Raw genomic sequence first — 22,786 nt, forward strand, 5'->3', positions numbered from 1 at the left:
GTCAAGAATATTTGATAGTGAATGTGATTGAAACCTACAAAAGCAGCCCATCTTTTATTAAACATTCCTGTAAAAAATTACGTATTTCTTTTTTTGAAATTACTTCAACAGGTTCAAGATGCGCAATAGAATCATCCTCTATATCATCAATATAGAGCAAAGCCATACAGAAAAGTTTTAGTGTAAGTCCTGGAATTACATTTTTTGCTGTATGAAAAATATTTTTTACTCCAAGTTTTTTTGTTAAAAAATAAAGGTCATAGTAATCTCTATATTTTGCGCGCAGAAAAAGTACATGTATTTTCATGGAAGTAATTGCTTCTAGGCTGGCAATATTAAACTTTGTGATAGTATCAGGTTTCAAAAATTTCCAGCCTGCATTAAAAAATGTCACTTTTGTAGTGGTTAGACGTAAATCTATAATGTCAGCATCTTCATTTAAAATTTCTTTTTCATTAAATCGGTCTATATACTGCAAAATCTGGCGTTTGTTAAATTGTTCTTTATCCCACGTGAAGAAGTCTAAATCTTCACTTTTCCGGTGATTCAAATACAATGCCAAAGCAGATCCACCTACAAAAACAAAATTTCGCAAAAAATCTGCTGTAGAAATAAGTTCATTAAGAACTTTTGCTGCATCACTGGTTAAAGCGTCTGAATACTGGTTCTTCATGGATTGCCTTTTTAATATCTTCTCCTTCAATATCCAATCCAAAGATAACCCGTGCCAAGAAAACACTAAGTTTGATAAAACGGCTATCGTATTTTATTGATTTTTCCCACACTTTTTTTAATGTTTCTTTGCCATATATTTCGCAGGCTATATATATATCATCAACATCACCGTATTTCATCACATGTTCTAAAAGTATATCATCGGGTAAATCTGTTACATGGTGAGTATCATACGACCACAATAATCCGCGCTTTCTTAGATTATTGCAAAGCTTTTGTTTTTTTTCCAGCATATCCAAGGTTACCTATTTCTCATTAATGTACAACACTTGCATTGCAATCTAATGTATATAGTACTATTGTACTATACTTTATAAGAATATCAAGACAAAATAACAAATAATACTATGAGAATGCTATTAGTATATTTATCATCTTTTTTTTACTAATTATTCCTAAATGTGTAAATTTGAACAAAATATAAAATAGTGTATACCGCCGCCGAAGTCGGCGGGGGTATACACTAGTATTCATTATGAAATTTATTAAGGAATTATTACTGATCTTTTTTTAAAATATTCTTGACTTTATTACGTATACGTATTATTTGTATACGTAATAGTATATTGTAAAAGGATTACTATGGAATCACTGCATCCAAACGATTGCCTGTACTACCTTGTAACTCGCGTATCGCTGGGGCTTACATCACTGTTAAAAAAACGTCTGGTTGAATCAGGATATGATTGTGTTAAACCAGCATATATTGGTATTCTTTTATGGCTATGGATGGATGATGGCATGGGAACGATCCTTGGAAAATTTGGGAAAGATGAAGGCATTAAGATTAATGATTTAGGGAAACTTGCGGGACTGGAGCCTTCCAGCATGACAGGCCTTATTGACCGTATGGAAAAGGATGGCCTTATAATGCGAGTTAATGACCCCAAAGACCGCAGAGCCACCAACATTCAACTTACCCAAAAAGGCATAGATGTCAGAAAACCCATCCTTACCATAATAGATACTGTTATAAAAGATATAATTGCCACTATCCCAAAAAAACATGAAAACATTGCAATGGATGTGTTAAAAAAAATTTTAATGAATGCCAATACCATAGAGTAATTTTAAAATTATACGGAGGTTACTGCATGTTCCCTTCAATAAAACCTTTACTCTTGAAATTATTTTTTAATTTTATCCCCTTTTATAGAAGAACAGGCGGAAGAGTAATCTACATATCTCCTGACGAAACAGAAGTGCATATAAAGCTGCCCCATAAATGGAACACAAAAAATTTTGTTGGCACCATTTATGGAGGACATATCTACAGTGCAATTGATGGCGTACACTTTACCTTATTTTTAAGGAAATTTAAAAACAAATACATACTGTGGGACAAGTCATCAACTATTCGCTTCATTAAACCAGCACGTACAGCCCTTATTGCAAAAATAAAAATTCCCCTGCAAGAGTTTGATTATATACAAAATCAGCTGCAGCATAATGAATCAATTGAAAGAACGTACACCATAGAGTGGAAGGATATCGCTGGTAATACAGTTGCACATATTGAAAAAGTATTGTACTTTAAGAATAAAAAAAATTTATAAACTTAAGAGTAAGGATTGCAACCTGTTCTCTATTTAAACTTCAGGGATGCCAGCTGTAAGCTTAAATCCCACAGCTTTTCACGCACTGAAATTTCCATAGCATTTTTTGCATACGTTTTTTGAGTGAACCTTTCAAAATATTTTCCATTGATGTTTTCAACTTCTGTACTTGTAGCAAGCCAAACAGGTGCCTGAGCACCATACTCAGGTTCTGCAAAAGTGCGTTTGAACAATCGCAGCAATGAGCCCCATACACCAGAGCTATCGCCAAGATTTGTCCGTATAACGCCTGGATGTACTGCATTAATTGTTACGCCACTATTTTCAATAATTTGTGAAAACTTTTGTGTAAAATAGATATTACATAACTTTGTATTCATGTATGTTGAAAAGCTTCCAAAATCTTTCCCATAAGGGGTTTTTTCCACATCGACCCTGCCAAAAACGTACAACCCTGCATTTACATTGACTATTCGTGATGGTTTATTTTTTTTCAGCTGCTTATACAGCATTATACTCAGGATAAGTGGTGCCATGTGATTTACCATAAAAGCCATCTCGAGCCCATCACTATTAATCTCAAGCTTCTGTGGCCATATTCCAGCGTTATTGATTAACACAGAAACATCCGGGAATTGATGTATTATTTTTTCAGCTATTGTTTTTACTGAGGGTATAGATCCCAGATCGCCAACAAGCAGCTTAACCTTATTGTTGCCTGATACCTGTTTTATTTCATCCAGTGCTTTCTTGCCTTTTTCAGGGTTGCGTGATATTACTATTACTTGATGTTTTTGACCTGCTAATGAAACAGCAATTGCTTTACCAATGCCAGTGTTGCCACCGGTAACTATTATTGTTTTTGATTTCATGGCTAAATATTAGAATAACTATTACGGTTGTGTCAACAATTTTAAATTAATGAAAAAATTTATAACAATATACTCCGTCTATAACTAAAAAAGTGATGAAAAGATTATGTTTTCATTTATAAATAAATTGACTAGTGTTATGATACCAGTAAAATCAGTTGATCTTTTTTTATATATGGAGTAACGTACTGGAAAATTCTTGAATAATATTCAGATATCAATCCAATAGAGGTGAGTATCTCACTTTTATAATAAGAAACGATACTTTATTATCCTTTTATAATTGGGACTCCTTCATAAGGACATTATCATATAAATTTTATTGCAAGAGGAATAATACCATGCCTTCACCTTCACAACTTTCAAATAAAGAAAAATACTCTTTTGCTATTGCCGGATTTGGGCAAAATATGGTCATCACGTTTACAGTAACCTTCATGCTGGTGTATCTGTATGAAGCAGTTGGGTTTAGCCTATCTGGCATTGCTGCACTCACTGCAATTATAACCGGTGCCAAGATATGGGATGCTATTAATGATTTTATCATGGGCATGATTGTTGACCATACTCGTACCCGATGGGGCAAATTGCGACCGTATATTTTATTCACTTCTTTCCCTATTGCACTACTGACAATTTTGCTTTTTTCTATTCCACAAACTGCTGAAACGTATAAACTAATCTATTTTGGCATTGTCTATGTTTTATGGGGAATGATATACACCATAGCTGATGTTCCCTACTGGGGGTTGGCAGGTTCAATTACTGTTACCATACCTGACCGGGTAAGCCTTATTGCCCTTGCGCGAACATTGCAGGCTATAGCATTAGCAATCACAACCATTGCAAGCCCGCTTTTAGCACATTGGTTAAGCTTTGCAGAAAAAACCACTGCTAGTGGCTGGACACGCACTGCTATTATTATATCAGTACTTGGTATGGCACTTTTTACGTTAGCATTTTTTAACACGGAAGAAAAAGTACCCCTTCCACAGCAAAAGCAAACCATACAGCAAATGATTAGAGCGATAGTTACCAATAAACCGTTCCTCTTAGTATTGATTGGCAGTGCATTAAATTTTGGACGTAGTATTGTCCAGGTTGGTGGAGCTGTGGTAGCAGCGATAGTATTTGGGGATGAAAAAATATTTACTCTGCTTGGCGGTGCACTCATTGTAGCAATAATTATATCAAACCTCATTACTCCATTTGTTTTACAGTATATGTCAAAAAAAACCTTAATGATAGCTTCTAGTATTGTTGCAGCGTTTGTGTATTTAGTGATGTACTATATTGGCTATGGCAACCTTTGGATTTTTGTTATTATGCTGTTTGTTTCAGGTTTCTTTACTGGATTTTTTATTGTGGTACAGACAGCCATGATAGCTGATTGTGTTGATTATTATGAATATAAAACTGGTGAGCGCAATGAAGGCGTAAGCTTTGCTGGACTTACATTTATATCAAAGCTTATGGGTGCGCTTGCAACAATGGCATTTGGTATGGTGGTAGTGGCTATTGGCTATTCAAAAGGTGTGACTGTTACACCTGAAATTCAAAACGGCGCTTTCTTCTCAATAACTATCTTGCCAGCAGCAAGTTGCCTCATTGGTACCATACCGTTTATTTTTTATCCTTTAACTGATCAAAAACTTGAAAGCATACTCAAAACACTGGTTGAACGAAGAGCTGCAACAACGACATAACTTTATTGTATTTCAAGTGAACACAGTATATTTACTATAACCTGAACAAAAGGGTTTTAATTTCAAATCCCGTAAAATGAACAGTATTCCCTTCTATTTTTCTGACAATAGTTTCAAGTAAATTGGCTTCATACGCCTCTTTATATGTAAAGCCAGTATTAAATGTTGTAGATATATCATTACCAAAACATTCATACATCCTGATAACAATAGCATCGTCATTTTCAGCTTTTTTAATGGTTTCCACAACAATTCCCTTATTATTCACAATAATTAATGGTTTTATTTCCACCTGTTTTTTCACTACAATTGGAGGATAATTGAAGTGATAACCATGCTGTATGGTTTCAGTATCTTTCAGTTTTCCCTTATGCGGATACAGGGCATATCTAAATGTGTGCCTGCCCTTATCTGCTTTAGGGTCAGGATATACAGGCGAGCGCAACAAATTAAGGCTGATAATGCCATCCTTAACCCTGTGTCCATATTTGCAATCATTGATTAATGATATTCCATAATCATTATCTGAGACATCAATCCATTTATGCGCACAAATTTCAAATTGTGCTTTTTCAATTGATGTAGTATTCTTGGTGCTTCGTGCAATAGTACCAAACTGAATATCGCAGGTAACGGTATGGCTGTACACTGATGGGGAAAAATCAGCTCTCAGCATCTTAAACGTTTCATGGTAATCACATTCAGTGGAAAATTCAATATAAGGCCTTCCCTCATACAGAATAATATCCTGTATAAGGCTTGTCCTGCCATGCCGATAGTAATTGCGCCTGAAAACTTTGGGACCATCAGCATGTGTTTCATAATCTACAAGCTTCAGTTCTCTTTTTCTTTTTTTGAGATAGTTACTGTCTATGTCCCATGCATTATAAAATCTGAATCTGTCAGTATACAGCACAAGTTTATTCAGATAATCTTTGCAAATCTCTTTCCTCTGTATTTTATCAAATACGGAAATGATATGGCCTTCTTTTGCAAATTCAACTCGCAACAGTTCATTTTCAATGAAATTATCGCCACCGGTGACCATGAAATGGATATCAACAGGTTTCATGGGTGCACTTGAATATCCTTCCATCTGGCACCAATACCATGAACTATCGCCCTTACTATATGCTATACGGGCAAATGGTGTGGTATTGATACACGTTATGCCCTCGTCAGATTGTGAGAGATAATCAAGCAGATTGTCCATGATTGTGCGCAATTGTTGTTCAAGAATATTATAGCGTTCTATGCTCTCATCATACACCCTTTTAACACTTGAGCCTGGCAGTATGTCATGGAATTGATACAACAACACTTCTTTCCACACATCTTCAAAAAATTTATGAGGATACGCAAATCCTTTAAGGTAAGCATACGTTGCTACAAACTCGCAATTATGAAGCATGCACTCTAACAAGCGGTTATAATACTTGCTACGTGCCTGAGTGGTGTAGGTCCCCTGATGTTTTTCCAAGTATAGTTCACCATGGTAGGCAGGTAGCTTATGTTTAATAGCATCCAACCGTTTAAAATAATCTATAGATTTGCCAAACTTCACCTTTGGCAACCATTGCAGCTTTTGCTGACGCTTGATTAGCTCAATATGTGTTTGAGTGGGGCCACCACCGCCATCGCCGTTGCCATAAATCATAAGAGCACTATCTAATACATCTTTTTCTTTGAAATTTTCTAGTGCAACTTTTGCACACAGCGGCGTTGCCCCACTTGTGTAGTCACCTTCGGGAGGCATGTGAGCTATTACACTGCTGCCATCAATCCCAGACCAATTAAATGTTGTGTATGGAAATTTATTGACTTCATTCCACGCAAGCTTGATGGTGCAGAAATAGTCAATCCCGGATTTTTTCAAGATCTGTGGGAGATTACCGTTAAATCCAAATGCATCAGGAAGCCAGCAGGTTACAACATCATAATTAAATTCTTCTTTAAAAAACTTTTTCCCGTAGTAAATCTGTCGCACAAGTGATTCACCACCGGGAAGATTAGTGTCACACTCAACCCACATACCACCCTGCAATTCAATTGCACCAGTATTCACTGCTTTTTTTATGGAATCATAAAGTTTAGGATAATTTTCCTTTATCCATTCAAACATCTGCGGCTGACTTGCACCAAACACAAATTCAGGGTATTGTCTGCTATTCTGAAGTGCATTGGTAAGGGTACGCACGGCTTTACGCTTTGATTCCCGCACTGGCCACAGCCACGCTAAATCCAGATGCCCTTGACCCACTGCAGTAAGGAATACTTCAAAGGGCTTATGTTCAAGAGCATACATCTTTGAAATAATCTTCTTAGCTTCGGCAACATGCTGCGGTAAATAATTTTTTATTGCAGCATAGGATGTATCAAGCAACAGCTTGATGCTTTTTTTTATATGCTTTTCATCGCAGGCACAATAGGCAAATGCAAGCGTCAGGTAGTCAAAATAAAAATCTTTAACGTCATCACGGCATAGTGCAAGATATGCATACTTAAAACGGGCATTCCCAAATGGCTGAATTATCTTTCCATTAAATCCAGCATCAACCCATATATCAATTATACCTGCATTCCTTATGTTTTCATCAATGTTAATAACACGCATATCCCAGGTTGGCTGCAGGTAATCCATAAATGTGATCCGGCTGTTGATTGCACTTAGGGGCTGCCTGTGTTCATTGATTACCAGCCCTTCTCCACCGAGATCAATACAGCACACAATAGGGGATTGCCTGTACTGCTGCGGAATCTTGCCTTTAAAATGAAACCAGGCACAGGTATATGCTTTCCCCCACTTATGGCCAGGTTTTATATTGCTAAAGCGTATGTGATTGATCTTTTCAAATGGGATTGGTTCATCACTGGTAGCAATGAATGCATCAAGATCTACCATTTTCTGGTAAATATGCTTTTGTATAGCATGTAACCTGTATACCAGAAGTGGATAGTGATATATTCCCCATTCAGCTTTCATTACAGTTAAACAGCAGTGATTTCAGATTCCAGACCTCGGGCAAGTTTCAATAATTCAACAGCATTTTCAGATAATTTAATTGAGCCTGCTGCATTACTCTGTGCAGTATCATTGACTGCTGCAATGGACTTGGCAATTTCTGTGGCAGCTGTCTTTTGCTCTTCAATTGCAGCAAGAATGCTATCTGAAAAATTCTTTAAGGTTTGGGCATCACTGCGTACCTGCTCATTATTGGTAAGCTGCTCCTGCATAGAAGTGTATAATTCTTTCATTTCTGTTGAAATGGTTGCTACTGCACCAACCATATTCCGTATGCTATCGGTCATTGTTTCAATATTTGCAAATCCACTCTGTATTTCCTTCACATTTATGGTAATAAGCTGTGCTATCTCCTTGATACTGGTAGTTGTCCTGTCAGCCAATTTTGATATTTCATCGGCAACAACTGCAAATCCACGTCCTGCGTCCCCAGCACGCGCTGCTTCTATTGCAGCGTTGAGTGAAAGTAAATTTATTTGGTCAGCTATATCATTAATAATTTCTATGATATTGTTCATATCCTGCGAGCTTTTTAGGATGCTCCCCATACTGGCATTCATGGTATTGAGTGATCCTTCAACCGATGCCCCCTGCTTTGAAACATCTTCAGCTTTTGCTGATGCTCCAGTCACTCGCTTCCCCATGTTTTCAATAAAACCCGATAGCTCATTTATGCGATCAATAAGACGGGTAATCATATCAAACTGCCTGGTAACTGAATCGCTTATACTTTCCACACCTGCGGTCATCTCTTCCACCGTTGATGTTATTTCTTCTGCTGAAGCCGCCTGTGACTGAGCACTGTTTGAAAATACCTCTGACGACTCTGAACTTTCTTCAGCTAATTTTGTTAACTGTCGCGTTAAATCCTGTACCGACAGTAATAAATTTTTTATCACATCTCGCTGTTTGAGGTTTTCTAATGATTCTTTTTCCAGCTGCTCTATATTTCTTGCATTTAAACGAACTATAAGCAAACACAATATAAAAGAAAGAGTAATTGAAAAAATATAGTCAACCGATAGCTCCTTTAATACTCGCAGGTACACATCAGTTAATATGTTGCTCATCATTACTGTACATGCTACCGTACTTACAATAAACAAAACACTGATGCCAATTACCCATCGTACACGGCTGAACAATGCGGTAAGGATGATAATCACTGGCATATAAAAAGTAAATGATAGGTGGTCAGTATTTTTTACCTGTAATCCATTATAAAACATTGTCACCACAATGGAAAGTGCTGCAATTGTTGCCAGCAGGTTGGCACTGGCATTATAGAGTCCTTTTTTTAGTAATAACAAACCAACAATGACTGTCACCAGTAGTGTAACCATTATGACATTTGCCGTCCCAAATATTCCCTGATATTGAACAATATTAAATGCCCCCATTGCAATAGGAATAAGTACAATAAATGTCATAAGGAAATAATATAACGCTCTGGCTTTTTCCTTAATTATATAAGAACGTTCATCATACCGGGATAGAAAATACTGGGATAATTTCATAAAGCCCCCGCAATTGGAATCATTACAATACAGCATGATACACTTCAGCTCTTAATAATAGCAATATTTTTTTTTATATTTGGGAATAATAATTTTAATTTGATTTTTTTGTTGTATATAGATATTTTTTGAATTGCACTTTATATGTTTAATACTTTATTTTGCACGATATTGCTGTAATGTTTTAGTAAAAACGTTACCCCTGACACTTTCTTGAATGTATTTGTAGCATATCAAATGGCTTAAGGGGGGACTCCTAATAAAGTTTGAATTAACACTATCAGGTTCGTAGGACAGCTTTGACGAGAAGGTATTGGAATTTAAAATCCAGACCACTATGACTACAACAATATTTAAATTGTGACAAGTGATAACAGGGAGTTCTGAAATCTTGCGTATAACGATAGTATTACATTCCTATAAATAATTTGGAGGTCCATATGAAAAGATTAATATTAATGGTACTTATAGTAGTTACACTTCTTTGCATCTCTTTATATTTTGGAATTATTGGTAGTGCAAATACCCCAAAGGAGGTACATGCTATGGTAAATGCTATTCACTGGTTAGGGCATGACTGCTTCAAAATTGTCAGTAATGTAACAATCTATACTGACCCATACAATATCAAGAAACAAGACAAAGCAGATATAATACTGATTACCCATGAACATTTTGACCACCTATCACCTGATGACATTAAAAAGATTCAAACTAAAGACACTGTTATTGTTGCACCTGCTGATTGCGTAAGCAAACTAACAGGCACAGTAAAAACAATCAAGCCAAACGAAACAATAACGGTTAAAGGGATTACTATACAAGCTATCCCTGCGTATAATACCAATAAGCAATTTCACCAAAAATCAAAAGGATGGGTAGGATACATTATCACAGCAAACAACACCAGAATTTACTTAGCCGGGGATACCGATTACATACCTGAGATGAATTCGCTTCACACTATCGATATCGCATTGCTACCAGTTTCCGGTACATATGTGATGACCGCTGAGGAAGCCGCTCAGGCAGCAATGGCTATAAAACCAAAAGTGGCAATCCCCATGCACTATGGCGCAATTGTGGGAACTATCGCCGATGCTAAAAAATTTGAAAAGCTATTGAAAGGTAAAATTGAAGTTGTAATTAAAGAAATTGAACAGTGACCCCTTTATTGAACATTTTCTTGATAAACACCCAGAATTTAAAAATGTAAGCCCTCTATGGGTCAACAATTCACATAAATACTGGTATACATTCTACAGCAAAGAATTAAAAAGGCGTAGGCAGTGATAAGGTATCTCAAAATGGCATTGTTTTACTAGATGTTGATCCAAATGAAATATAACTACACCAAAGATCAATTACCTATGCAGACTATCTTATGATTAAAATGTATTCTGATATGGTAAAGAAAAATAAAAAAATATTTGACCAATTCAATCTTTCATGAAATAGTGAGCGAACACTCATTTTATATATGGTGATCACTATGCGTCAATATATTATTACGCTGTTATGCTTATTATCATTCATATTTCTTTTGCACTGCAGTTCAATACAAGAAGTACATATCTCCTATGAGCATCCTCCTTTATCAGATTCACACCTGCTGCTAGCAGGGGCTTCAAAAATTGATATTACACCTCCTCCCGGGATGCCGCTTGCAGGGTATTCTTCCAATGCACATTTTGCTCAAGGATTTAGAACACGACTATATGCTCGTGTCATCTATTTGAAATCAGGCAACTGTGCAATAGCGCTTGTACAGTGCGATTTACTTTCAGGTTCAAGCCTTGTTCAGAAAAAAATTGCCCAGCTTGTAAGTAAAACCACTGATCTTTCATATGAAAGCATTATGATGGCTGGAATTCATACACATTCTGGCCCCGGGAATTATTTTGAGAGCAATTTTTACAACAGATTTGCTTCCAACGCATCGGGATTTGATCAAGAATATTTTAATTTTTTAAGCAATCAAATTGCAACTGCAATAATTAAGGCATATTCAGCACGTAAACCTGCAAGAATTGCTTATGGTACCAGGCAACTCTACGGATTCACACGTAACCGAAGCCTCAATGCATTCACAGCCAACTCTAATGTTTCAACAAACAATCCTTTGAAGGCAGTAAACCCATTCATGCACATGCTAAGGGTGGATATCATTGATGAAGGAAAGCAAAAACCATTGGCTGCGTTCACTGTGTTCTCTATTCATGGCACAGCAATACCCAATACCAACACATTATACAGCGGTGATGTATTTGCCTACATTGAGCGTGAACTGGAATGGGAAATACAGCGACTGGGAATCAATGGATTTGTGCATGCTGTATGTAATGGTACTCACGCTGACAACGCACCCAACATACCAAAAGGCAGGCAGGGATTTGAAGAAGCAAAACAATTGGGAATTCAACTTGGGAAACAATCAATCATACTGTATAACGAATTACAAAGCCAATTTACAGAGCATACCAGCATTAAAAGTATTCTCCGGGAAATTGATGTATATAAGGAACCAGCAATTGGCACAGTAGCATTATGCACACCAAAAGTTGGTAATACATTACTTGCAGGCGCAAGTGATGGTGGCCCAACACCATTTGTAAGCAGCATACCATTATTCAAAGAAGGTTCAAAAAGCTGTGTGCCAATAGGTTGCCAGAAGCAAAAAATTATTACAGGTGGTCCATTGCAACCATTAATCCTGCCTAAAAATGATTTCCCCCATAACCTCATATTTCAGGCAATAAGGATTAACAATATACTTCTGCTTCCAGTACCATTTGAAGTAACTTTTGAATCAGGGAACCGAATCAGTACGGCTGTAAAGCAATTATCTGCATCAACTATTATCCCTATCATTATAAGTTGTGCCAATGGATACACCGGGTATTGCACTACACCTGAAGAGTATTCAATGCAGCGTTATGAAGGCGGGCATACCCTCTATGGACCCAACACACAGCCTTACCTGGCATTACAGTATGCAGAGCTAACAAAAACTATGAATTCTTTTATGGGCGATAGTAACTGGGTAAAAATTTATTCTTTAAAGAGTAATTCTTTTTTGAAAAAATATCCTTTTCCTGCAGCTTGTGTACGAAAAGCAGTAACACAACCACAGTATATAGTTGACCCTGGTATTGACGAACCGTATGTATCATTTAGATGGGAAGACATCCCACCTGATAGATTGGAATTCCATAAGCCTCTTGTGACAATTGAATATAGCTCTAACACAAATGCTACATTTACGATATTTACTCAGAATGGTATCCCTGTAGATGATACGGGTTATGATATAGCAGTGATATTCACAGACATCATTACAAAAGAAGGCATGGCAGTATATGAAGCCCGCTGGTATAATCCACCATTAAACACAAACTACCTTTTCAGATTTGTAATACAGCCAAGAGAAAATATTCCTACTTTGGTTTCTAGCCCATTTTCGTGGTAAATATTTTCACGGCGCAACTAAAATCTTTATGGCATCAAAAGATTTATTGTAAAGTTTTGTCATTGTATACGGCAACTCTTCAAGCATTACTGTATGGGTAACTAAAGGTGCTATGTCCAGCACTTTGCTTTCAAGAGCATCGATAACCGCATCAAATTCTGACACAGTATATCCCATGGATCCAATCTGAGTTATTTCTTTTGCAATCAACAATAACGTTGAAACCAATTGATTATGAAAATTAATACCCGCCAGAACCAGCCTCCCTTTAGGTGTTAACGCTATAGCAGCAGTATGTATGCCAGCATCCGTTGCTGATGTTTCAATGGCAACGGTAAATCCTCCATCTGAAATTGATTTTAATTTTTTTCGTATATCAGGATCATTTCCATCAACAACTGCAGTAATTCCCGGCAATGAAGACGCAAATGATTTTCTATAGATATCTCTCTCCACAATAACAATACAAGCAACACCTACAGCCTTTGCCCATAATGCACTCAATAATCCAATTGGACCACCACCTATAATTAAAACTATGTCATCTTTTTGGACTCTGGCCATAGTTATAGCATGAAGTGCTACTGCTGCTGGTTCAATTAGAGCAGCTTCTTTATTACTTACAGTATCCGGTAACTTCCGTACCATATCAGGTCTAACACTTACATATTCAGCATACGCTCCATGAACAGTATTGCCAATAATATTCCGTTTATGGGCCTTTGAGCAAATGTTATGAGCACCCATACGGCATGCATAACATTGACCGCAGGGATCAATAGGTAATGCAGTAACCCTATCACCTGCCTGCAAATCACTACGGTTGCCGGGTGAATATACCCTTCCACAGAATTCATGCCCAAGGATAATATTGCTTGAACCGTGCATGCCAATGCCACTTTCCCAGTAATGCAAATCAGATCCACAAATACCGCACGCATTTACCTGAATAATCACATGATTGCTATCCTCCCGTGGCATTTCACAAGTAACGTATTCCATCTTTTTAGGGCCTGTGAGTATTACTGCATGCATAACGACACCTTGGTTATGCCATTTTTTCAATTCTACATAGCAAAGCTTTTATAGGCACCGAAGCACTGGCAGGACATAATGGTTTATCATTAGTTATCATATTTATATTTATACGTTTCCATCCATCTTCAATCCCATACCAAAATCCATGCGGTGCATGCACAACCCGTGGATCTATCCCTTCAAAATATCGCACTTTAATTTCAACTTTTCCTCTTGGAGTAGCAACATATATCCACTCACCATTAGCAACGTTCAATTCTTTTGCTGTGTCAGGATGAATTTGCAATTCAGGGTCAGGATGTTTTTTGTGTAACGAAGGGATGTTCCTGTGTGAAGAATGGTAGTATTCAAGGATTCTTCCACCAGTAGTAAGGATTAATGGATATTCTTTATACAAATCTGGAGAAGCAATAGGCCCCTCATCTGGCTCACGAAATACTGGGAGTGGCGAAAGATTCCACATTTTTAGAAATCCTGCATAAATTTCTACTTTCCCGGAGGGTGTTTTAAATGTACCTTTTTTTTCATACCGTTTATATTCAACCGGTGTTGCATACACCCCAGTTTTTTTAAACTCTTCAAATGTCATGCCTATTGGTTCAAGCCTATAGTTTAGCATTTCTTCAACTGATTTCCAGTATCCCGACAGATTCATTTTTGCTGCAAGATCAACAAGGATTTGTTTTTCATCCCTGCACTCCGGTATTGGATCAACAGCTTTTTGCTGGCAGAATACATGGTTTTTCATTAACAGGTCTTCAATATCATCACGCTCGCTCCAATGTGCAGGCGGAAGAATTATATCCGCAAGCTGGGTAGTGGGAGTATGGAAATAGTCAACTGCAAACAAGAAATCAAGACTTTTTAATGCTTCACGCACAAATGCAGAATTGGGGTATGCACACACACTGTTATTTGCAAAAAGTCCTAAAGCTTTCACAGGGTATGGCTTGCCTTCAACAATTGCTGGCCAAACCACTTGAGGAGGACATGGTATTTGCATCAATAATGGATATTGATCAACCCCTAATTTCTTTCTTCCAATGTCTTTTGGAAGATTACGTGCAGCATCAAAATCAGGTCCGTAACAGCTTCTTTTCCCGGTTGGTGGTGTACAATTAAGATTACCACCTGGCACTTCAAGATTACCGGTTATTGCGCTTAATATGGTTAATCCTCTTGTTAGATCAAATGCATCGTTAGCCTGGCAAACCCCTCCCATACCCGGGCCAATACTTGCGGGTTTAGTTGTTGCAAACATCATTGCTGCTTCAATAATTTTATGAGCAGGTATCCAGGTAATTGTTTCGCATCTTTCTGGAGTAAAATCCTTAACATGTTCAATCAATGCATCAAATCCATTGGTCCATGTTTCCACAAATTCTTTATCGTACAGTTCATTGTTAATAATAACATGTATCATTGTAAGCAACAGTGCCACATCAGTTCCAGGACGTATTTGCAGCCAATGGTCTGCTTTTTTTGCAAAATTGGTTTGACGGGGATCAACAACTATAAGTTTTGCACCATTTTTTAATCCCTGATTGATATCATACAAATACAAACCTGGCCATGATGCTTCTGGATTATGAGCCCAAAGAAGGATACACTTGCTCTGCGCATAATCAGGATCAACAAGTGAAAAGCCGGCAGTAACAGCACCTCCCAAAACTATTGGCCCACCACTCATGTTAGAAGGCGCCATAAAATTGGGTGAACCAAAGCATGATAAAAATCTGTTAAGATAAGGAGCCATCCCCCGTGTAGTACCTGAACCAAATACCACCGATTCGGCACCCCATTTTTCTTTACAATCAAGTAATCGTTGGGCAATTATTTCAATAGCTTTATCCCATGAAATTTTTTCAAAACGCGTACTTTCCTTCCCCCCAACCTTTACCAGTGGGCTTACAATCCTATCAGGATGATATACTATCTCCATACATGCTCTACCTTTTGGACAGGTATACCCATGGCTGAAAGGGTGATCCTTATCGCCCTTAATCCCGGTAATTTTACCACCATTCACTTCAAGAATAACCCCACATCGACAATGGCATTCAAAGCAGATTGTTTTTATGGATGTTGTGCTCATGCAACTTTCCTCCTTAAGGATTTTTTAAGATGGAACAAGCAGCCTTTACCATTGACCTGTGAAACTCATCCCTTTTTTCATCAGTAATGAAAAAGTGGCTGAAATGGCGCGATCCTTCAACCATTGCCATAATTACTTCAGCAGTTTCTTCTATGTTATTTACTTTTATTACATTTTGTTTTTGTAGTTCCGATAGTTCCTGAAAAAGGAATCGCTTAAAAATATAATACAACCTTTCCAGCCTTTGTTTTACCTTTTTATTTCTGAAACTAATATCAATCACCGCAAATGAAGATGCTATGTGTACCGCTTCGTAATATTCGCGACTCCATAATGCATTCAGCAAATTGAGCAAACGTTTTTCAGGATCGTTTGTATTGGGGATATAACGCTGCAAGAGATTAGAATATTCTTCGATTGCTCTATCTACACATGCTATTGTCAGGTTTTCCTTGTTTTTAAAATAGTGAAGTATCAACGTCTGATTCAAACCACATCGTTTAGCAACCTTGGCAAGTGATGCTCCTTCAAATCCTTCTTCAATAATAGTTTCGTAAAATGCTTTTATGATCTGCGGCTTTCGCAAAGATGCATTTTGCCTTTTGTTGTTTGTCTTCATATAACATTAACTTTTGTATAATTTACTGAATATTCAGTAAATTATACAAAATTGTCAACAATAATTCTTTAGATTTTTTTTAATTTTTTTAACTTCAATTTTTAGTGAATAATGTAATTTTTTTTAAAATGTCCCGCTTCCCATAATTTTTGGGAATATGATCGTATAATAAAAATTTAATAATGAATATAGTGTACACCGCCGCCGCAGGCGGCTGTGTACATTATTTTATACTTTATTCAAATTTCCACATTTAGGAATAAATAGTGAAAGACCTCATATTCTACATCCAAAAATTAATATATAAAACCCCATTCTAAAATTCCCCAAAGTGGAAATTTATTGTTGAAATTTATTTCACCATTCTTGTAAAATATTGTTCAAATACTTTGGAGGGTACATATGAATATAGAGACAACTACCTGCATTACAGTAGAACATTTAGCGCTTTTAAAAGAAAATGCCGCTATCCGTAAACTATCGCTTCATACGTTTATTATAAATTTCATAAACTATGTGCTGTCGTATAAACACATCCCTGTAAAAAGCTACACACGGTTACAGTATAGAAAGCGGTACCAAACGTGGAAGCGGGTGCATCTGTATTTGTATGAAAATGAGTATGAGTTTGTGATGGATGTGCGGAAAGTTTGCAAGATGTCTTTGGCAAAGGTTATTGCTTATTGTGTTGAGAATTATCTGTATGATTATCTTGCCGCATTAGACAGTGAAGATAATACCGATAACTATCGCTTTAGTGGTTACACATTTTCATTTTATTTAGAAGAAGGCATCCCGTGTTGTCAATTTTACTGGGGGCCACCGCCGGAATTGGTGAAAATGGCATAATTTACGCAACAAAAGTTAACAAATATATATTACTCAACAATAGTATCAACATGCTCACAATAAGCATACACATGAATATTTATAAAGCACCGTGAATCATCCATACCAACCATAAAATTATGTGTGGAAATTATGATAAAAAGTCACTACAGCTGTACACGCACCCCACCCTGCAATGTTACATCGCTTCGGTTATAAAGGTTTACCATAGTGTCAGCGGTAAGTTTGATAACAAAAAGGTTTATTTCAACACCAAAGATGAAGATGGGAATAATATAATTTGGCATGTAGCTATTGACCGATTCAAATTCCATTGTTCCTATTAGTCCATCAGCTTTTACAGCAAGGAAAGCAGGATCATCCGACGTCAGTTGTCCATCTCCATTAAAATCAGTACTGAAAAAACCCAAATTGGTGGCAAGCCCAAAGCCTGTGTAAAAACTAAAAAGATACATCACATCTATATATGCAAGTGCCTGCGCGCTGAGAGTAAACACCGTCCAACTAACTGTTGCACCATAAGTGCTATTAAAATTTGATGTTAATTGCCCATTATATGCACCACATTGAATGGTAATATCTTCATATTCAGCATCATATTCGCCTGATACATCCACATTGCCCATCATGATATCGCCACCAATGCTGAAAGTTACCCCTCCAAATGAAAGCAAGAATGGTACTATAGTTGTTTCTTTTAGATAGTTGTATCGTAGCTTTGCTCCAAATGATATAAAGTTAAAATCCTGCAATGTGGCAGTATCTGTGTCTATACCAGGGTCATAGATACTTTTTCTAAAATAAAAAAGCTTCCCAATAATATCAAAATTGCCAGCAAGTCCAAAGCCTGCATGAACAACCGGGTTTGCCATAACGCCCGGGAAGGTGCCGTCTTCGGCTTTATCATCAAAATATTTTGCATTGGTAAGCGCTACACCCGCCGCAACGCCTGCTTCCATATGTGGAAAATGCCCAATAGATGATTTACCAATGGGATACCCTAACATATTTGCCAGTGCAAAAGAATTGGCAATAAATGTACCGTTTTTATCGGTAATGTCCTGTAACTGCTTTTCAATGGAATCTGTTGAATTTGGTGGTACTGTTACACCACCATCAGGTGTAACAGTAATTGTTGTACGCGCATAGGCAGCGGTGCATATAAACACAAGTACAATGATAATAATCTTCTTCATAGCATCCTCCACACTATATACTCCCAAAAAATAAAAAGATGTCAAACATTATTATAAAGCTTTTTTATTTTATCAGTGTTTTAGTGAGCACTTCGCCTCCCATGTGACTACTTTCATTTCTTATTGTTTTCATTATCCAGAGGATTTTCTGACATCATTGTATCAGTCTGGATTATTGTATCACAGCAATGAGTTTTTACCAGTAACTATCGCCCATACTAACATCTTTCCAGAGATACGTTATAAGGGAACTTTTAAAAATTGTTTTTCCGGATGTTCCCTTGTGTGCACTATATTTAGGATAAAACTGCTTTCTTTTTATTGCATCCGTAATGGTGAAAGCGGTTTTGAGAGGTACCCATAAAATTTAAATGACAATATAAAATAATTGACAATGATATGAATTTGCATATATACTTCATTGGTATGTTTATAATTATAATCCTGAGGCTGTTCCATGACACTGAAAAATAAAATTTTAATTATTTTAAGTCTTTGCCTGTTACTGTGCGTTGGTGCGTATTTCATCATATCAAGCACATTTGCCAACTTTGAAAAGCAGCTTTTTGAAAAATGCCGCATTGAGGCACTGGTTGGTGCACGCGTCATGAGTGAACTGATTGAGATGATGATTGATACACACATCCTTACCAAAGAACAGATTTTTGACCGAAATTACATCCCCATACCAAATACAAACCCACAGAAGTTCAGAACCAGATATGACGCCATATTTGACCGCTATATTCAGAAAATTGAAGACGAATTTTTGAAAGATGAAGATCTGGAATTTGCAGCACTTGTTGATATAAATGGATATCTACCCACACATAATAGCAAGTATGCAAAACAAGAAACAGCTGACCCTGTTTACAACCTAAAATACAGCCGATCAAAACGCATATTTAATGACATGGTGGGAATAAATGCTGCTCGCTTTATTGGGCCGGGTACTTTAAAACAACTGTATAACCGCGATACTGGTGAAGTTATGTGGGACATTGCTGCACCTGTCTTTGTTAAAGGAGAACATTTTGGAGCTTTTAGAGTTGGAGTGTCATTAAAGCGTATTAATGAATTAAAAAATCAAATGATTATTATTGTGGGTATGACCATACTTGTCATTTTAAGCATAACCATGCTTATGCTATTTTTAATTTTGCCCCGAAAGCTTTACGATACAGATCTGGATATACCACAGTATTAATCTAAGCTTTTTTTGTCTTAGATTTATCTATTTCTATCTGTGCATACGCAGAGTGATTGTGTATTGACTCCATGCTCTCGGTTTCCACAAGAAACCATAATACCTTTGGATGCGATAGCAACCGTAATGCTACATTGCGTACAATATCTTCAACAAATACAGGATTTTCATACGAACGCTCGGTAATGAATTTTTCATCTTCACGCTTTAGCAGTGCATATATCTGGCTTGAACCGCATTCTTCAACCAGTTCAATTAGCTCTTCAATCCAGAGTATTTCTCGTGCACGTACCGAAACACTAACTACGCTGCGTTGATTGTGTGCACCATACTGGCTTATCTCTTTTGAACATGGGCACACGGAGAGAAGCGGCACCTTCACCTGCAACGTGTAGTAATCAACCGAAGAATCACCCTGCAGAATACATATATAATCCATTTTTGATTTTTCACCACTTACCGGTGCCACCTTTGTTATGAAATAAGGAAATTCAATATTGACATGGGATGTCTTTGCATTAAGCTCTTTCTTTAAATCTTCCAGGATGTCACGGACATTTTTGGTGCTTATACCACCCTGGTATCGGTTAAGTACCTCAACAAAGCGTGACATATGTGTTCCACGGAAATGCTCTGGCAAATCCACATACATGTTGATGCGTGCAACGGTATGTTGCAACCCATCAGCACGATCAAGCACCACAACCGGATAGGTAATGTCCTTAACGCCAACCTTGTTAATTGGCAAATTTCTGTCATCCGGCTGTGATTGTATATCTTTTAAACTTCTTCGCGGCATTATATTACTTTGTTACGCTTTTGCTTCTTCTTTTTCAAGCAAACCAGCCTGCTCTTTAATCTTTTCCTCTATTTCTTTAGCAATATCGGGATGCTGATCTAAAAAGCTTTTTGCATTTTCCCTGCCCTGGCCAATACGTTCATCCTTGTATGAATACCAGGTGCCAGCTTTTTGCACAATATTATATTTTACACCCAGATCTAAAATACCTGCTGTGCGCGATATGCCACTTTCATACATGATATCAAATTCAGCCTGCCTGAATGGTGGCGCAACCTTGTTTTTCACAACCTTCACACGCACCCGATTACCCACGGCATCTTCGCCCACTTTTAAAGTATCAACCTTGCGTATATCAAGCCGCACCGATGCATAAAATTTCAGCGCATTACCGCCGGTAGTAGTCTCTGGCGAACCAAACATAACGCCAATCTTGTGACGAATCTGGTTAATAAATATCACACTTGTTTTTGATTTTGATATTACACCGGTAAGCTTTCGCAGTGCCTGGCTCATAAGACGTGCCTGCAACCCCATGTGGGCATCACCCATCTCGCCTTCAATTTCGGCACGCGGCACCAATGCAGCAACCGAGTCAATCACAACAATATCTATCGCCCCCGAGCGCACCAACGATTCAGTGATTTCCAGCGCCTCCTCACCCGTATCCGGCTGCGATACTAAAAGCTCGTCGGTATTGACACCCAATTTTTTTGCATACACTGGATCAAGCGCATGCTCAGCATCAACAAACGCAGCAATCCCACCTGCCTTCTGTGCCTCAGCAATGACATGCAGGGTAAGTGTGGTTTTGCCCGATGATTCGGGGCCATAGATTTCGGTGATACGCCCCCGCGGTATTCCGCCAATACCCAGCGCAATGTCAAGCTCCAGCGACCCCGTTGATATGGCTGGCACCTTCATCTTTGCATGTTCATCGCCAAGCCGCATGATGGAGCCTTTGCCAAACTGCTTTTCTATCTGCAAAATAGCGGATTCCAGCGCCTGTGATTTTTGATTAAGTTCTTTTTGTTCACTCATGACCGTACCTCATTGTGTGGTGTATACCAATATATAACGCTCATACTTTAAAAAAAATAAAAAGAAATAACAAAAAACTTTAAAATATTTTTATATGCGATAGTTACCCTGGAATGTCCTGATTATGTCATATTATAGCGTATGCTAATAAATTGTCAACTGATATACTATTAGTATGTGTAGATACGTATTTTTTATTTGTGACTATGCAATAAGCGATAACCATTATTTTTCTATCATCATTACAACTATAGAAATAAAATCTCTACAATCATTAAGCATAGCCAGCATTTCCTTCTTGTTAAATCTTTCTTGTTAAACTTGAGTATAGCAAAATAATAGCTCACCATTCGTTTATCAAATGACAATAATTTTTGCAAACCTATAGTCCATTAGTCTCGTTTTTATAAATGTTTTATCAAAACACCCTACAAGCTACACATGCTTTACCGTTTGGTAATCTTTTTTGCTATTTACATTTTTCCCCGGTAAATATCCAACACGTTTCTGAACCACATGTTTCACAGATCCAGTAATATCCATCATCTTCACACGATTTTTGACCAACCACACAACCGGACCACCCTTTATCAACTAAAGCTACTATACTTAAAGTAGCTGTAATGACTAAACTAATCATGATGATTATTACTCGTTGCATAAGTTCATACCTCTAAAAAAAAAATTTATTTCTTCTATAAAAGATAGTGTATAAGGCTCCTTTCCCTATAAAGTCGTAATCCTATTTTTACAATATATCCTTTTTACTAATAAAACTTCAACAACTTTACTATTTTTTTCCCCTTAATAGTTCATAAAAAATCACTAATAATTCCTTAAAAATTTCATAAAGAATAAAGGGGCCGTCTCAAAACAAACTATGGACGGTTTTTTTTATTTTAAGTACTTGATACTGAAAAAAATTAAAAAATCCCATCTACTACTCATTTTCATGCAGGAATTTTCATCATATTATGGGCTAAACTCAATAATCCCCATTCAATTTTCACTTTATCAAGCCCACGTAATAGAAAGCGTTTAAAATTTCTGTTCCACTTGATATGC

20 protein-coding genes are annotated in these 22,786 nt (G+C 37.2%); 7 read left to right on the forward strand and 13 right to left on the reverse strand.

What is annotated here, in order from left to right; translation table 11 throughout:
• Positions 1 to 34: 34 nt before the first annotated feature.
• Together AB1444_11510 and AB1444_11515 are read right to left on the reverse strand one after the other, a co-directional pair.
• Positions 35 to 673: a nucleotidyl transferase AbiEii/AbiGii toxin family protein gene (locus AB1444_11510; GenBank protein MEW6527278.1), complete on the reverse strand. Its 639-nt coding sequence runs from the start codon at positions 671 to 673 to the stop codon at positions 35 to 37.
• The gene (locus AB1444_11515; GenBank protein ID MEW6527279.1) at positions 639 to 968 is read right to left on the reverse strand and encodes a hypothetical protein; all 330 of its coding nucleotides are present in this window, start codon (positions 966 to 968) and stop codon (positions 639 to 641) included. Before AB1444_11515 ends, AB1444_11510 begins: the two co-directional genes overlap by 35 nt.
• 349 nt (positions 969 to 1,317) lie before the next feature.
• Between AB1444_11515 and AB1444_11520 the strand changes: the two genes are divergently transcribed.
• Positions 1,318 to 1,803 (forward strand): MarR family transcriptional regulator, encoded by a 486-nt coding sequence (locus AB1444_11520; GenBank protein ID MEW6527280.1) that lies wholly within the window; start codon positions 1,318 to 1,320, stop codon positions 1,801 to 1,803.
• A gap of 26 nt (positions 1,804 to 1,829) precedes the next feature.
• On the forward strand, positions 1,830 to 2,291 hold the full coding sequence (locus AB1444_11525) for a DUF4442 domain-containing protein (GenBank protein MEW6527281.1): 462 nt from the start codon (positions 1,830 to 1,832) through the stop codon (positions 2,289 to 2,291).
• Positions 2,292 to 2,320: 29 nt separating this feature from the next.
• Here the strand turns inward: AB1444_11525 and AB1444_11530 are convergent, their stop codons facing one another.
• Positions 2,321 to 3,163: an SDR family NAD(P)-dependent oxidoreductase gene (locus AB1444_11530; protein MEW6527282.1), complete on the reverse strand. Its 843-nt coding sequence runs from the start codon at positions 3,161 to 3,163 to the stop codon at positions 2,321 to 2,323.
• A gap of 341 nt (positions 3,164 to 3,504) precedes the next feature.
• Here AB1444_11530 and AB1444_11535 point away from each other — a divergent pair, with 341 nt between their 5' ends.
• Entirely contained in the window at positions 3,505 to 4,869 is a 1,365-nt protein-coding gene (locus AB1444_11535; protein MEW6527283.1) for a glycoside-pentoside-hexuronide (GPH):cation symporter, read from the forward strand.
• Between the two features lie 34 nt (positions 4,870 to 4,903).
• On the opposite strand, the gene AB1444_11540 is transcribed toward AB1444_11535, so the two are convergent.
• The gene (locus AB1444_11540; protein ID MEW6527284.1) at positions 4,904 to 7,852 is read right to left on the reverse strand and encodes a glycoside hydrolase family 38 C-terminal domain-containing protein; all 2,949 of its coding nucleotides are present in this window, start codon (positions 7,850 to 7,852) and stop codon (positions 4,904 to 4,906) included.
• A gap of 5 nt (positions 7,853 to 7,857) precedes the next feature.
• On the reverse strand, positions 7,858 to 9,408 hold the full coding sequence (locus AB1444_11545; protein ID MEW6527285.1) for a methyl-accepting chemotaxis protein: 1,551 nt from the start codon (positions 9,406 to 9,408) through the stop codon (positions 7,858 to 7,860).
• Between the two features lie 440 nt (positions 9,409 to 9,848).
• On the opposite strand from AB1444_11545, the gene AB1444_11550 reads away from it, so the two are divergent.
• Together AB1444_11550 and AB1444_11555 are read left to right on the forward strand one after the other, a co-directional pair.
• A complete protein-coding gene (locus AB1444_11550) occupies positions 9,849 to 10,574 on the forward strand; it encodes an MBL fold metallo-hydrolase (GenBank protein MEW6527286.1) in 726 nt (241 codons plus the stop codon).
• A 326-nt stretch (positions 10,575 to 10,900) separates the two neighbouring features.
• Complete coding sequence (locus tag AB1444_11555) at positions 10,901 to 12,877, forward strand: neutral/alkaline non-lysosomal ceramidase N-terminal domain-containing protein (protein ID MEW6527287.1); 1,977 nt, start codon at positions 10,901 to 10,903, stop codon at positions 12,875 to 12,877.
• A 6-nt stretch (positions 12,878 to 12,883) separates the two neighbouring features.
• On the opposite strand, the gene AB1444_11560 is transcribed toward AB1444_11555, so the two are convergent.
• Genes AB1444_11560 through AB1444_11570 form a run of 3 tightly spaced genes read right to left on the reverse strand, consistent with a single transcriptional unit; the run spans position 12,884 to position 16,629 of the window.
• Positions 12,884 to 13,912, reverse strand: coding sequence for an alcohol dehydrogenase catalytic domain-containing protein (locus AB1444_11560; GenBank protein MEW6527288.1), 1,029 nt, complete (start codon positions 13,910 to 13,912; stop codon positions 12,884 to 12,886).
• 13 nt (positions 13,913 to 13,925) lie between these two features.
• Complete coding sequence (locus AB1444_11565) at positions 13,926 to 16,010, reverse strand: molybdopterin-dependent oxidoreductase (protein MEW6527289.1); 2,085 nt, start codon at positions 16,008 to 16,010, stop codon at positions 13,926 to 13,928.
• A 13-nt stretch (positions 16,011 to 16,023) separates the two neighbouring features.
• On the reverse strand, positions 16,024 to 16,629 hold the full coding sequence (locus AB1444_11570) for a TetR/AcrR family transcriptional regulator (GenBank protein ID MEW6527290.1): 606 nt from the start codon (positions 16,627 to 16,629) through the stop codon (positions 16,024 to 16,026).
• A 402-nt stretch (positions 16,630 to 17,031) separates the two neighbouring features.
• Between AB1444_11570 and AB1444_11575 the strand changes: the two genes are divergently transcribed.
• A complete protein-coding gene (locus AB1444_11575) occupies positions 17,032 to 17,478 on the forward strand; it encodes a hypothetical protein (protein MEW6527291.1) in 447 nt (148 codons plus the stop codon).
• A 146-nt stretch (positions 17,479 to 17,624) separates the two neighbouring features.
• On the opposite strand, the gene AB1444_11580 is transcribed toward AB1444_11575, so the two are convergent.
• Positions 17,625 to 18,674 carry a hypothetical protein gene (locus AB1444_11580; GenBank protein ID MEW6527292.1) on the reverse strand — a complete coding sequence of 350 codons (1,050 nt, stop codon included), beginning with the start codon at positions 18,672 to 18,674 and terminating at the stop codon, positions 17,625 to 17,627.
• A 457-nt stretch (positions 18,675 to 19,131) separates the two neighbouring features.
• Here AB1444_11580 and AB1444_11585 point away from each other — a divergent pair, with 457 nt between their 5' ends.
• Positions 19,132 to 19,881: a HAMP domain-containing protein gene (locus tag AB1444_11585; protein MEW6527293.1), complete on the forward strand. Its 750-nt coding sequence runs from the start codon at positions 19,132 to 19,134 to the stop codon at positions 19,879 to 19,881.
• A 1-nt stretch (position 19,882) separates the two neighbouring features.
• On the opposite strand, the gene folE2 is transcribed toward AB1444_11585, so the two are convergent.
• From folE2 to AB1444_11605, 4 genes are all read right to left on the reverse strand, one after another.
• Positions 19,883 to 20,680, reverse strand: a complete 798-nt coding sequence (folE2, locus tag AB1444_11590; protein MEW6527294.1) for a GTP cyclohydrolase FolE2 — start codon at positions 20,678 to 20,680, stop codon at positions 19,883 to 19,885.
• 12 nt (positions 20,681 to 20,692) lie between these two features.
• Entirely contained in the window at positions 20,693 to 21,721 is a 1,029-nt protein-coding gene (gene recA, locus AB1444_11595) for a recombinase RecA (GenBank protein MEW6527295.1), read from the reverse strand.
• Positions 21,722 to 22,190: 469 nt separating this feature from the next.
• Positions 22,191 to 22,382 carry a hypothetical protein gene (locus tag AB1444_11600; protein ID MEW6527296.1) on the reverse strand — a complete coding sequence of 64 codons (192 nt, stop codon included), beginning with the start codon at positions 22,380 to 22,382 and terminating at the stop codon, positions 22,191 to 22,193.
• Between the two features lie 289 nt (positions 22,383 to 22,671).
• The coding region (locus AB1444_11605) for a transposase (GenBank protein ID MEW6527297.1) at positions 22,672 to 22,786 on the reverse strand (115 nt) is incomplete at its 5' end.

The organism is Spirochaetota bacterium, from assembly GCA_040756435.1.
Classification (GTDB): domain Bacteria; phylum Spirochaetota; class UBA4802; order UBA4802; family UB4802; genus UBA4802.